Origin of the sequence: Actinomadura sp. NTSP31 (assembly GCF_041951385.1) — a bacterium.
In the GTDB taxonomy this organism is placed as follows: Bacteria; Actinomycetota; Actinomycetes; order Streptosporangiales; family Streptosporangiaceae; genus Spirillospora; species Spirillospora napierensis.
On record NZ_JBGNUT010000008.1, the window covers coordinates 222,512 to 234,740 of the forward strand.

Consider the following 12,229-nt stretch of genomic DNA (forward strand, 5'->3'; position numbering starts at 1 on the left):
ATCTCCCTTGGGTGGTCGCGTTTCAGGCGTTGGCGGGGACGGACTCGACGGGCGCGGGCGCGTCCGCCGCCGGCCGCGGGCGGCGCAGGACGAGCACGCCGACCAGGAAGGCGGCGACCAGCAGGCCCGCCGAGACCGTGAACGCCAGGTGGTAGCCGCCGGTCAGCGCGGCGGCCTCGGACCGGCCGTCCGCCCGCAGGTGCTCGGTGCGGGACGCGGCGAGCGTCGACAGCACGGCGACGCCGAGCGCCATCCCGACCTGCTGGACGGTGTTGAACAGCCCGGACACCAGGCCCGCGTCGTCCGGGCGGGCACCGGACATCCCGAGCCCGGTCAGCGCCGGCAGGACGAGCCCGCCGCCGGCGATCAGCACCATGACGGGCAGCAGGCCGGTGGCGTAGTCGGCGTCCGCCGGGATGCGGGTCAGCCATCCCATGGCGGCCATCAGCAGGACGAGCCCGCCGAGCAGCACGGCGCGCTCGCCGAAGCGGCGGCTCAGCCGCGCCGAGACGAACAGCGAGATCCCGCCGATGGCGACGGCGGCGGGCAGCATGGCGAGGCCGGTCTCCAGCGCGTCGTAGCCGAGGACCTTCTGCATGTAGAGCGCGACGAGGATCTGGAAGGAGAACATCGCCGACAGCGACAGCATCTGCGCCAGGTAGGAGCCGGACGCGTTGCGCGAGCGGAGCAGGCGCAGCGGCATCAGCGGGGTGGCGGCCTTCGCCTGCCGGACGAAGAACCCGGCGAGCAGGAGCAGCGAGACGGCGCCGAGGCCGAGGGTGCGGGCCGACGTCCAGCCGTTGGTCTCGGCCTGGACGACGGTGTAGATGCCGAGCATCAGCCCGGACGTGGCCAGCAGCGCGCCCGCGACGTCCGCGCCGGCGCGCAGCCCGATGCCGCGGTCGCGGGGCAGGGCGGGCAGCGCCAGCGCGATGGTGGCCAGCCCGATCGGCAGGTTGATCAGGAAGATCCAGTGCCAGCTCAGCGCGTCGGTGAGCACGCCGCCGAGCACCTGGCCGATGGACGCGCCGGCCGCGCCGGTGAAGCTGAAGACGCCGATGGCCTTGGCGCGCTCGGCGGGCCCGCTGAACAGCGTCACCAGGATGCCGAGGACGACCGCGGAGGCCATCGCGCTGCCGACGCCCTGGAGGAACCGGGCGGCGATCAGCAGGCCGGGGCCGTTCGCGACGCCCGCCAGCAGGGACGCGCCGGTGAAGACCGCGTTCCCGGCGAGGAACATCGCCTTGCGGCCGACGAGGTCGCCGAGCCGGCCGGCGAGCAGCAGCAGGCCGCCGAAGGCGATCAGGTAGGCGTTGACGATCCAGCTGAGCCCGGCGGCCGAGAAGCCGAGGTCGTGCTGGATGGACGGCATCGCGACGGTGACGATGCTGCCGTCCAGGATCGTCATCAGCGCGGCGGCGGACAGGACGCCGAGCGCGGTCCCGCGGGACCGTACGGACACGTTCATGGTCATCTCCCGTTCGAGGCGAACAAGAGAGACGGTAGCAGATAGTTTTGTTAGAGACGATCTATTCTCGACCTACTTGTTGCGCTCCCGCTTGCGGCGCACCGGCTGCGCCTGCTCCACCGGGGCGCTCAGGTGCCCTTCGGTCAGCCGCCGCAGCGCCCGCACGAGGACGTCGCGCTCGTCCTCCGGCAGCGAGTCCAGCGCCGCCGCGTGCACGCGGTCGACGATCTGCTGGCCCCGGCGCGCCGTCTCGGCGCCCTTCGCGGTGACGGCGATGATCCGCGCGCGGCGGTCCGCCGAGGACGGCCTGCGCTCGGCGAGGGCGGCCTTCTCCAGGGCGTCCACGGTCACCACCATCGTGGTCTTGTCCATGTCGCCGATCTCGGCCAGCTGGATCTGGGTGCGCTCCTCCTCCAGCGCGTGCACGAGGACGCAGTGCATGCGCGGCGTCAGCCCGATCTCGGCGAGCGCCGCCGTCATCTGCGACTTCAGCACGTGCCCGGTGTGGTCGAGCAGGTAGGACAGGTCCGTCACGGCATTGGCTGGAGCGAGCGCGGTCATGCGTCCAGCCTACCCAAGTAGTTCCGTTCCGGATTATCTACTGCCATTCGCTTGCCGGTTGGGTTACCGTGGACGCATGAACCGCATCGCGTGCCTCGGCTGGTGGCCGTCCTAGGACGGCCGACACCCGCGCACGCCAGGGCCGTCCGCCGGACGGCCCTTCTCTCTTCTCCGCACCCGGGCCGGCCCGGCGGGGGCCCGCCACCAGGAGGAGAGAGACATGCACGCCACCCGGATGCAGACCACCCAGGCGCCCGACGCGTACCGCGGCCTCGAAGAACGCGTCGCCGCCGAGCCCGGCGCGTTCCGGATCCTGACCGGCGACCGGCCGACCGGCGCCCTGCACCTCGGGCACTACTTCGGCACCCTCGCCAACCGCGTCCGCCTGCAGCGCGCCGGGGTCGAGCTGTTCGTGCTGGTCGCCGACTACCAGGTGCTCACCGACCGGGACGTCGCCGAGCGGATGGGCGAGCACGTCGAGGGCCTCGTCGCCGACTACCTCGCCATCGGGATCGACCCGTCCGCCGCGACGATCTTCCGGCACAGCGCCGTGCCCGCGCTGAACCAGCTGATGCTGCCGTTCCTGTCCCTGGTCACGGTCGGCGAGCTGAGCCGCAACCCGACGGTGAAGGACGAGATCGCCGCGTCCCGGCAGGCGTCGGTCAGCGGCCTGATGTTCACCTATCCCGTCCACCAGGCCGCCGACATCCTGTTCTGCAAGTCCAACCTCGTCCCCGTCGGCGCCGACCAGCTCCCGCACCTGGAGGTCACCCGGACCATCGCGCGCCGCTTCAACGAGCGCTACGCCCCGGTCTTCCCGGTGCCGGACGCCCTGCTGTCCGCCGCGCCGACCCTGCTCGGCACCGACGGCCGCAAGATGAGCAAGAGCCGCGGCAACGCGATCGCGCTGTCGGCGTCCCCGGACGAGACGGCCCGGCTGATCAAGCGCGCCGTCACCGACGCCGACCGGCACATCGAGTACGCGCCCGACACCCGCCCCGAGGTGTCCAACCTGGTGCTGCTCGCCGCGCTGTGCCAGGGCCGCGACCCGCGCGAGGTCGCCGCGGAGATCGGCGACGGCGGCGCCGCGGCGCTGAAGAGGGCCGTGACCGAGTCGGTGAACGAGTTCCTGCGGCCGATCCGCGCCCGCCGCGCCGAGGTCATGGCCGACCGCGGGCACCTGCGCCGCGTCCTCGCCGAGGGCAACGAACGCGCCGCCGCCATCGCCGACCGCACCCTGGACGAGGTCCGCGAGGCGATGTCGATGGCCACCTGAAGGCCGCGTCAGCGAGGGGAGATGCCGTGCAGGACCGTGGCGACCAGGTCGTCCGCGGCCTCGGGCGGGACCTCGCGAGCGATGCCCTCACCCTGGAAGAGCACCGACAGCACCGACTCATGGGAGACGCCGACGAGCATCGACGCGGCCGCCTCCACCCGGGCGTCCGGGGCGAGGCGGCCGAGGTCGCGCTCCGAGCGCAGGTAGCGGACCAGCCGGTCCTTCCAGTCCTCGTCGCGGTCGCTCAGCGCCGCGAAGCGGGCGAGGACCTGCGGCTGGGCCAGCAGCCCGGTGAGCGCGGGCAGGAGCCGCGCGTGCAGGGCCAGCCCGTGGACGACATAGGCGCGCAGGTTGGCCTCGACCGTCCCGGTGCCCGGCTCCGGCAGTGCGCCCAGCCCGCGCATGATCGCCGTGGCGTGGGCGCGCAGCGCGAGGGCGATCAGCTCTTCCTTGTCGGCGAAGTGGTTGTAGAGGACGCCGCCCGCGACGCCCGCCTCCCCGGCGATGGCCCGGACGGTGAGGCCCGCCGTCCCGCGCTCGGCGATCATCCGCTGCGCGGTGGCGATCAGGTGCTCGCGCAGGGACAGGTCGCCGCCGTCCAGCGCGGCCGCTTTGCGAGGTGACATCACCCCGCATCGTAGTGATCCGCCCGCCGCGGGCCGCGGGCCGTCTCATCGGCGGGCCCGCACCAGCAGCCCGGTGGTGCGCAGCCGGACGGCGCCGTCCCGCTCGAACGGCCGCATCGCCTCGGTGATCGCGGCGCGCAGGCCGGCGCCGTCGCCGAGGTTGTGGCGGACGGGCCCCCAGCCGGCGAGGAAGTCCGCCGCGTCGGCGGCGTCGCGTCCCCAGACCTGGTCGGCGTGCACGATGCCGCAGGACACGTCGCGGAACCCGGCGGCGTCGAGGATCTCGTGGACGCGGGCCGGATCGGCGAGCGAGAGCGGCCCGCCGTGCCCGGTCACGGTCTCGGCCTGCGGCGCGATCGCGGCGAACACGGTGCCGAGGTCGGTGTCGGCGAGCGATGTCATGGCCAGGAAGGCCAGCCGCCCGCCGTCGCGCAGCGCGCGGCGGACGTTGCCGAAGGCGGCGACGGGGTCGGCGAAGAACATGATCCCGGCCCGGCTGACCGCGGCGTCGAACGCGGCGTCCGGGAACGGGTGCACCTGGGCGTCGCCCTGCTCGAACGTCACGTTCGGGACGCCCTCCCGCGCGGTGAGGGAGCGGGCGCGGGCGAGCATCGGCGCGGACAGGTCGACGCCGAGCGCCTCGCCGAGCGGGGCCCGGCGCGCGGCGCGCCGGGTGGTGTAGCCGTTCCCGCAGCCGACGTCGAGAACGCGGTCGCGCGCGCCGATCGCGGCGGCCTCCAGCAGCGCGCCGTCGAAGCCGTTGTTGACGGCGTCGTACCGGTCGTGGTGGTCGGCCCAGTGCTCGCCCTCGTAGCCGTTCCATGCCTCGGCCTGGCCTGTGTTGACGACGTCCATCGGAGCCTCCCGTAGTGTGAACGCATGTTCATGAACGTCTGTTCATAATGAGCGCAGGCCGCCGGAAGGTCAAGCGGGGATGCCTTCGCTCAGCTCAGCGCGCTGACGAACGCGGCTGTCGCGGGGTCGGTGGCGCGGGAGTGCAGCAGCTCCGTCCGGTGGAGGACCCGGGGCGCGCGCACGGGCACCTCCGCGAGCCCCTCGCCGCGCGCCAGGCCCGCAGGGAGGACGGCGAGGCCGTGGCCTGCGGCGATGAGCGCGAGAAGGAGCGGCAGGTCGCCGCCCTCGCAGGTCAGGGACGCGGTGAACCCGTCACGGGACCCGGCGGCCCGGCGCAGCGCGGGGAGCGGGACGGCGACGTCCGGAACGTCCAGCCACAGCGCGTCGACCAGATCGCCCAGGTCGACGCCGGGACGGGACGCCAGCGGATGCGCGGACGGCAGCACCAGCGCGAGCGGCCGTTCCGCGACGGCGACGGCCGCCAGCGGGACGGTGTCGGTCAGCCGGAGCGGGTCGTTCGGGGCGGCGATGCCGTCGACGAGGCCGATGTCGAGATCGCCCGCCGAGACCGCCGCGTCGATCTCCGCGCGGGGCATCACCCGCACGGCGGCCTCGACGCGCGGGTTCGCGCGGCGCGCGCCGGCGAGCGGCGCCGCGACGTGCGCGGCGGCCAGCGGTGACGCGCCGATGCGCAGCCGCGACCGCGGCGCGCCGGACATCCGGACGATCTCGGACCGCGCCGCCTGGAGCCGCAGCAGGATCGGACCGGCGTGCTCCAGCAGCCGCGCCCCCGCCTCGGTCGTGCCGACGGGGCGGCGGTGCAGCAGCGTGACCTTGAGGTCGTTCTCCAGCGCCGCGATCTGCTGCGACACGGCGGCCTGCGTGTAGCCGAGCTCGGCCGCGGCGGCGGAGAACGAGCCCGTCCGCACGACGGTGACGAAGGTCCGGAGCAGGTGCGGGTCCATGAGATAAGTGTTGCTTATGACCGCATCGGAAATCATCGTTGGCGCTTAAGCGGGGTGCGGCGCCAGGATCGTGGCATGACCTTCACGGCACGCATAGCCCTGGTGGGGGAGCGGTCCCCGAACGTCCAGTCGCACGTCAGGATCCCCCGGCTGCTGGAGGCCGTCCGGGAGCGCGACGGCCTCCTCGCGGAGGCGTACTGGATCCCGACCGACGAGGCCGGCGGCGGCCTGGACGGCTTCGACGGCGTCTGGCTGCTGCCCGGCAGCCCGTACCGCAGCGAGGCGGGCGCCCTCGCCGCGATCCGGTCGGCGCGGGAGGGCGGGATCCCGCTGCTCGGAACGTGCGGCGGCTTCCAGCACATGGTCCTGGAGTACGCGCGCGACGTCTGCGGCATCGCCGGCGCCCGGCACGCCGAGTACGGGGCGGCCGGCGACGACGCGGTGATCATGCCGTTGGCCTGCTCCCTCGCGGGGCACGAGGGTGAGGTGAACGTGGCGCCCGGCTCGTCCGCCGAACGGATCATGGGGACCGCGCGCAGCATCGAGCGCTTCAACTGCACGTTCGGCCCGAACCCCGCGTACATCGGGACGCTGGAGGCGAGCGGCCTGCGGTTCACCGGCCACGACGACGAGGGGCAGGTGCGCATCGTGGAACTGCCCGGCCACCCGTTCTACTTCGCGACGCTCTTCCAGCCGGAGCTGGCGGGTGACGGGAGCCGCCCGCATCCCGTGGTCACCGCGTTCGTCGCCGCCGCCTGCGCGGCGGTGGGCGAGAGGGCGGCCGCCGGCTGACCGGCGCCCCGGGCGGCGGGGCGCAGGAAGAGCAGGGCGAGGACGACGGTCACCAGCGTCAGGCCGAAGTCGGCCCAGATCGCGGTCTCGGCGGCGGACGCGAACGCGGCCCGGCCGGGGTGCGCGCCGAGCGCGGCGAAGAAGACCGCACCGAGCACCGCCACGCCGGTCGCGCCGGAGAACTGCTGGGCGGTGCTCAGCACGCCGGACGCGGCGCCGGCCTGGGCGGGCCGGATCCCGGACATGACCGCGCCGATCACCGACGGCAGCGTCAGCCCGCCGCCGAGGCCGACGAGGCCGAGCGGCGCGAGCAGCCCCGCGGCGGTGACGCCGCCGCCGAGGGCGTGCAGCTGGACGGCGAGGGCCAGCACGCCGAGCGCGGTGACGACCGTCCCGCAGACCAGCACCCTGGCCCCGAACCGCGCGACGAGCGGGCGGCCGAACAGCGAGGCGACCATGGTCAGCAGGGCCATCGGCCCGAACTCCAGGCCAGCCTCCAGCGGCGTCAGGCGAAGGCCGCCCTGCAGCAGCATGGTCAGCACCACGTTCATGCTGCCGAACGAGGCGAGGAACGCCACGTTGATCGCCAGCCCGAGGTCGAACGAGCGGGCCCGGAACAGGCCGAGGTCGAGCAGCGGCTCGCCGCCGGTACGGGCGAGGCGGCGCTCCCACAGCAGCGTCGCGGCCATGACCGGGACGGACGCGGCGAGCGAGATCCACGTCCAGGCGGGCCAGCCCTGCTCGCGGCCCATGGCCAGCGGGACGAGCGCGAGCGCGAGGGCGCCGGAGATCCCGGCGGCGCCGGCCGGGTCGAGGCGGGGCCGCCGGCCGGAGCGGGCGCCGGGCAGCGAGCGGGCGGCGAGGACGATCGCGGCGGCGCCGACCGGGACGTTCACCAGGAAGATCGTCCGCCAGCCGAGCCCGAACGGGTCGGCCTGGAGCAGCAGCCCGCCGCCGACCTGCCCGGCGATGCCGCCGCCGCCGAGGACGACGCCGTACCAGGCCATCCCGCGCGGCCGGTCCGCCGCCGGGAACGCGGACGTGATCAGCGCGAGCACCTGCGGGACCATCGCCGCGCCCGTCAGCCCCTGGAGCAGCCGCGCCGCCACGAGCTGGCCCGGCGACTGCGCGAGCCCGCACAGCAGCGACGCGGCGGTGAAGGCGGCCATGCCGAACAGGAACAGGCGCCGGTGGCCGAACAGGTCGCCGAGCCGCCCGCCGGTCACCATCCCGCTCGCGTAGGTGAAGGCGTAGCCGGCGATGACCAGTTCGAGGGCGACCGGCCCGGCGTGCAGGTCGCGCTGGAGGGACGGTGTCGCGACATTTACCACCATGTAGTCGAACGACACCATGAACGTCGCTGAGAGGATGACCGGCAGGACCAGCCGGCCGTGCTTTCCGGATGCCATGCGGACCACGGTCGTGGCGCGGAGCCCGTGCCGCATGGAGAGGAATACGTAGTCCGGCGGGCCGGGTTCTTCAGATTTCCGGGCCGGGTTGCTTAGGGGGTGTGGTGGCGTCCGTCTTCGTCGCCCGCACGGCCGAGCTGGCCGCGCTGTCGGACGCCTTCGCGCGCGCGTGCGAGGCCGGTCCCATGGCGGTGCTGATCGGCGGGGACGCGGGGATCGGCAAGAGCCGGGTGGTCGCCGAGTTCGCGGCCCGGCTGCCGTCCCGGACGCGCGTCGTGCGCGGCGACTGCCTGGAGGCCGGCGGCGGCTTCGCCTACGCGCCGTTCATCGCAGCGATGCGCGCCCTGGTCCGCGACCTCGGCCCCGATCACGCCGCCGGCCTGCTCCCCGGCGGCGGACGGCTCGGGCTGGCGCACTGGCTGCCCGTGCTCGGCGCCGCACCGGACGAACCGGACCCGGTGTACGGGAAGGCCCGGCTGTTCGAAGACGTCCTGACGCTGATCGAAAGGGCGGCGCGGGAACGGCCGCTCGTCCTGGTCGTGGAGGACCTGCACTGGGCCGATCCGTCGAGCCGCGAGCTGCTGGTGTTCCTCGTCCACAACCTGGCCGGGCCCGGTGTGCTGCTGGTCGGCACGTACCGTTCGGCCGACCTGGACGAGCGGCATCCGCTGCGTCCGGTGCTGACCGGGCTGGCGCGGTCGCCGCGCGTCCGGCGGACGGAACCGGCACCGCTGACGTGCGCCGAGGTGCGCAGGTTGGTCGCCGGTCGGCTCGGATACGAGCCTGACCGCGACGTGGTGGAGGAGATAGCGCGGCGTAGCGAAGGCAATCCGCTGTTCGTGGAGGCGTTGGCGGACGCCGGCGCACAGGGCGGAACACCGCGTCGCCTGCGGGACCTGCTGCTGGCGGGCTTCCGTTCCCTGCCGGACGGGTCCCGGAGCGTGCTGCACGCCGCGTCCGTGGCGTCGGCATGGGGTGGTGGGTTGGCGCATCGGTTCCTGGCGTCCGTGACAGGGCTGGACGACCTGGCCCTAGAGGACGCGATACGTCCGGCGGTCGAGCACGGTCTGCTGCTGACGGAAGGCGACGGATACGCGTTCCGGCATGCGCTGCTACGCCAAGCCGTCTACGAGGACGTGCTTCCAAGCGCGCGCGCACGCATGCACAAGCGGTCCGGCGCCGCCTTGCAGGCCGACCCCGACCTGGTGCCGGACGGCCGCGCCGCAGCGGAGGAGGCGGCGCATTGGTGCGCGGCAGGCGAGAAGGAGCGGGCGTTCGACGCCCTGTGGCGTGCCGCCGCAGCGGCGCGCGCCGTCCACGCCCATCCGGAACGCCTGCGGATCCTGGAACGCGTGCTGAGGCAGTGGGACGACGTCGCCGGACCCGAACGCGTCCTGGGCGTGGACCGGGCGGAGGTCCTGCACCGCGCGGCGGAGGCGTGCCTGTCGGCGGGCGAGGCGGCGCGCGGCGTCGCCCTCGCGACCGAGGCGCTGGCGGCGCTCGACCGGGAGAGCGATCCCGGACGCGCCGCGCTGCTCCTCGAACTGCGGAGCCTGCTCCGCCACCGGCTCGGCGACCCGGCGCTCGACGACCTGCGCGCGGCCGTGGCGCTGCTCCCGGCGTGGGCGCCGGCGGCGGTCCGGGGCCGTCCGCTGTCCACGCTGGCGAACCGGCTGTTCCTGCTGTCCAGCCCGGACGAGTCGCGGGCGCTGGCGACCGAGGCGCTCGAGGCGGGCCGCGAGTCGGGGGACGCGCGGGTGCGGGCGTGGGCGCTGCTGACGCTCGGTTCCCTCGACGGTGCCGCAGGCGACCTGGACACCGCGCTCGCGCGGATCGCGGAGGCGGCGCGGATCACCCGGGCGGCCGGGGAATCGGCGGTTCCGCTCGTCATCGCGGCGATGGCGGAGGCGGACGCGCTGCACGGCATGGGCCTGGACGAGCGGGCCGTGGAGGCGGCCACCGCCGGCCTGGAGACCGCGCGCCGTTCCGGCCTGGACCGCGACCAGGGGGCGGGCCTCGCCGCGAAGGGCGCCGAGCCGCTGTGGGCGCTCGGCCGCTGGGACGAGGCGGCCGCGCTGCTGCGGGGCGTCCTCGCGCTCGACCCGCCGCCGCTGTTCGCCGCGCTGGCCCAGGTCAACCTGGGGACGGTCGTGCTCGCCCAGGGCGACGTCGCGGCGGCCGGACAGGCCGCCGATGCCGCGTACGCGATCATGGGGGACACGTACGAGGGCAAGGCGTTCCGGCTGCCGCTGCACGACCTGCGCTGCCGGATCGCGATGGTCCGCGACGACCTCGCCGGCGCGGACGGGATCCTCGGCCGCGCCCTCGACGGGCCCGGGCTGCTCGCCACGTCGCGCTTCGCGTGGCCGCTGCTGCTGACCGGCGCCCGGCTGTGCGGGGAGCGCCTCGCCCGCCCGGACGCGGCGGACGGTGCCCGCGAACGGCTGGCTCAGCTGCATGACCTGGCCGGACGGCTGCCGGTGATCGGCCCCGTCCAGCGGGCGTACCGGACCGGGTTCCACGCCGAGGCGGGCGACGGGACCTGGGACGAGGCGGTGCGCGCCTGGCGCGAGGTCGGCCGCCCCTATCCGCTCGCGCAAGCCCTGTTCCGCGCGGCGGAGGCGCCCGGCGTCCCGTCCGCGCAGGCGGCCGAACGGTGCCGCGAAGCCGCCGCGATCGCCGCGCGGCTCGGCGCGAAACCGCTGCTCAGGGAGATCGAGCGGCTCGCCGCCCGCGCGCGCCTCTCCCTGGCCGAACCCGAACCGGAAAAGGAGCCCGCCGCGCCCGATCCGGCTCGCCGCCTCGGCCTGACGCGCCGCGAGACCGAGGTGCTGCGGCTCGTCGCGGACGGGCGCAGCAACCGGCAGATCGCCGAGGCGCTGTTCATCTCCGTCCGGACGGCGGGCGTGCACGTGTCCAACATCCTGGCGAAGCTCCAGGTCGCGTCGCGGACGGAGGCGGCGGCGCTCGCCCACCGCCTGCGCCTGTTCGACCCGCCCGCCGACTGAATCGCTGCGTTCCGGGCCTAGTAGTCCTTGAGGGCGATGGCGGTGGCGGCGGCGTGGATGGGCGCGATGACCTTCGCCATCATCCGCTCCCGCCCCGGCATCCGACCCATCACGGCGAGCATCGCCATGGAGATGCGGACGCCCCGCGCGGTCCGCATCACCATGCGCTTGAGGTTCGCCGGCCCGAGCTTCTGGTTCCGCGCCACGAACGGCCGCATCTCCCGCTCGTACGCGGCGAAGGCGGCCTCGTGGTCGCCCTGCGCCGCCGCCAGCTCCCCGGCCAGCACGTAAGCGCCGACCAGTGCCAGGCTCGTGCCCTGGCCGGACGCCGGGGACGCGCAGTACGCCGCGTCGCCGAGCAGCACGACCCGCCCGTCCGACCAGCGGTCCATGTGGACCTGGGCGACCGAGTCGAAGTAGAAGTCCGGCGCCGCGCCCATCCCGTCCAGCAGCCGCGGGACCTCCCAGCCCTCGCCCGCGTACGCGGCGGCCAGCGCCCGCTCCTGCGCGGCCCGCCCGCGCGGGACGCCCGCGTCGCCGGACCGGAACAGGAACATCGCCTTGGCGTCCGCGTCGCCGTCGACGCTGTAGGCGAGGGTCGTCCGGCCGGGGCCGATGCAGGTGACCTCCTCGCGGTCCAGGCCCAGGTGGTCGGGGACGCTGAAGATCGAGATGCGGTGGCCGAGGTCGCGGACGAAGCGCTCCTCCGGCCCGAACGCCAGCGAACGGGTGGCCGAGTGCAGCCCGTCCGCGCCCACGACCAGGCCGAACGTGCGCGAGGCGCCGCTTTCGAAGGTGACCTCGACGCCGCCTGCCGTCTGCTTCAGCTCGGCGACGGAGTCGCCGAAGAGGTACTCGGCCTCGGTGCGCTCGAACAGCAGCCGGTGCAGGTCGCCGCGCAGGACCTCCGCGTCGCCGTGGACGCGGCCGCCGAACGTGTCGCCGTCCATGCTCGCGACCCGCCGGCCCGCCGCGTCCACGACCGTCCCGCTCCGCACGCCGGTGCGCATGCCGCGGAGCTCGTCCAGCAGGCCCATGCGCTCGGCGACGGTCAGCGCCGCGCCCCGGACGTCGACCTTGTAGCCGCCCGCGCGAATCGCGGGCGCCCGCTCGACCACCGTCGGCGCGAAGCCGTGGCGGCGCAGCCAGAAGGCGAGGGCGAGGCCCGCGATGCCGGCGCCGGAGACCAGGACGCTCGTGTTCTCGTTCATGCCGCGAACGGTACAGCCGTCTGAGACAAATGTGCAAGACGTGCGTCTAAGACGAATG

The 12,229-nt window shown here is 74.7% G+C and carries 9 protein-coding genes and 1 pseudogene; 3 read left to right on the forward strand and 7 right to left on the reverse strand.

Annotation, left to right across the window (positions count from 1 at the left end):
* Positions 1-22: 22 nt before the first annotated feature.
* Positions 23-1,468 (reverse strand): MFS transporter, encoded by a 1,446-nt coding sequence (locus ACA514_RS16330; RefSeq protein ID WP_375041972.1) that lies wholly within the window; start codon positions 1,466-1,468, stop codon positions 23-25.
* A 72-nt stretch (positions 1,469-1,540) separates the two neighbouring features.
* Positions 1,541-2,029: a MarR family winged helix-turn-helix transcriptional regulator gene (locus ACA514_RS16335; RefSeq protein ID WP_375041973.1), complete on the reverse strand. Its 489-nt coding sequence runs from the start codon at positions 2,027-2,029 to the stop codon at positions 1,541-1,543.
* Between the two features lie 235 nt (positions 2,030-2,264).
* On the opposite strand from ACA514_RS16335, the gene trpS reads away from it, so the two are divergent.
* Positions 2,265-3,305 (forward strand): tryptophan--tRNA ligase, encoded by a 1,041-nt coding sequence (gene trpS, locus ACA514_RS16340; protein WP_375042086.1) that lies wholly within the window; start codon positions 2,265-2,267, stop codon positions 3,303-3,305.
* Positions 3,306-3,313: 8 nt separating this feature from the next.
* Here trpS and ACA514_RS16345 read toward each other — a convergent pair whose 3' ends face one another.
* The 3 genes from ACA514_RS16345 to ACA514_RS16355 all read right to left on the reverse strand — a co-directional run bounded on the left by ACA514_RS16345 (position 3,314) and on the right by ACA514_RS16355 (position 5,751).
* Positions 3,314-3,931 (reverse strand): TetR/AcrR family transcriptional regulator, encoded by a 618-nt coding sequence (locus ACA514_RS16345; protein ID WP_375041974.1) that lies wholly within the window; start codon positions 3,929-3,931, stop codon positions 3,314-3,316.
* 45 nt (positions 3,932-3,976) lie between these two features.
* Positions 3,977-4,786, reverse strand: a complete 810-nt coding sequence (locus ACA514_RS16350; protein WP_375041975.1) for a class I SAM-dependent methyltransferase — start codon at positions 4,784-4,786, stop codon at positions 3,977-3,979.
* Between the two features lie 89 nt (positions 4,787-4,875).
* Positions 4,876-5,751, reverse strand: a complete 876-nt coding sequence (locus ACA514_RS16355; protein WP_375041976.1) for a LysR family transcriptional regulator — start codon at positions 5,749-5,751, stop codon at positions 4,876-4,878.
* Between the two features lie 75 nt (positions 5,752-5,826).
* On the opposite strand from ACA514_RS16355, the gene ACA514_RS16360 reads away from it, so the two are divergent.
* Entirely contained in the window at positions 5,827-6,543 is a 717-nt protein-coding gene (locus ACA514_RS16360; protein ID WP_375041977.1) for a hypothetical protein, read from the forward strand.
* 176 nt (positions 6,544-6,719) lie between these two features.
* Here ACA514_RS16360 and ACA514_RS16365 read toward each other — a convergent pair.
* A pseudogene (locus tag ACA514_RS16365) lies at positions 6,720-7,988 on the reverse strand (MFS transporter); the annotation flags it as partial.
* Between the two features lie 68 nt (positions 7,989-8,056).
* On the opposite strand from ACA514_RS16365, the gene ACA514_RS16370 reads away from it, so the two are divergent.
* On the forward strand, positions 8,057-10,960 hold the full coding sequence (locus ACA514_RS16370) for an AAA family ATPase (RefSeq protein WP_375041978.1): 2,904 nt from the start codon (positions 8,057-8,059) through the stop codon (positions 10,958-10,960).
* Between the two features lie 17 nt (positions 10,961-10,977).
* On the opposite strand, the gene ACA514_RS16375 is transcribed toward ACA514_RS16370, so the two are convergent.
* Entirely contained in the window at positions 10,978-12,171 is a 1,194-nt protein-coding gene (locus tag ACA514_RS16375; RefSeq protein ID WP_375041979.1) for an FAD-dependent monooxygenase, read from the reverse strand.
* Positions 12,172-12,229: the final 58 nt, after the last annotated feature.

What these genes read in the sequence shown, in the direction of transcription:
- ACA514_RS16360 (WP_375041977.1), top strand. Translation starts at nt 5,827, where the DNA reads ATGACCTTCACGGCACGCATAGCCCTGGTGGGGGAGCGGTCCCCGAAC.
- trpS (WP_375042086.1), top strand. Translation starts at nt 2,265, where the DNA reads ATGCAGACCACCCAGGCGCCCGACGCGTACCGCGGCCTCGAAGAACGC.
- ACA514_RS16345 (WP_375041974.1), bottom strand. Translation starts at nt 3,931, where the DNA reads ATGTCACCTCGCAAAGCGGCCGCGCTGGACGGCGGCGACCTGTCCCTG.
- ACA514_RS16375 (WP_375041979.1), bottom strand. Translation starts at nt 12,171, where the DNA reads ATGAACGAGAACACGAGCGTCCTGGTCTCCGGCGCCGGCATCGCGGGC.
- ACA514_RS16330 (WP_375041972.1), bottom strand. Translation starts at nt 1,468, where the DNA reads ATGAACGTGTCCGTACGGTCCCGCGGGACCGCGCTCGGCGTCCTGTCC.
- ACA514_RS16335 (WP_375041973.1), bottom strand. Translation starts at nt 2,029, where the DNA reads ATGACCGCGCTCGCTCCAGCCAATGCCGTGACGGACCTGTCCTACCTG.
- ACA514_RS16350 (WP_375041975.1), bottom strand. Translation starts at nt 4,786, where the DNA reads ATGGACGTCGTCAACACAGGCCAGGCCGAGGCATGGAACGGCTACGAG.
- ACA514_RS16355 (WP_375041976.1), bottom strand. Translation starts at nt 5,751, where the DNA reads ATGGACCCGCACCTGCTCCGGACCTTCGTCACCGTCGTGCGGACGGGC.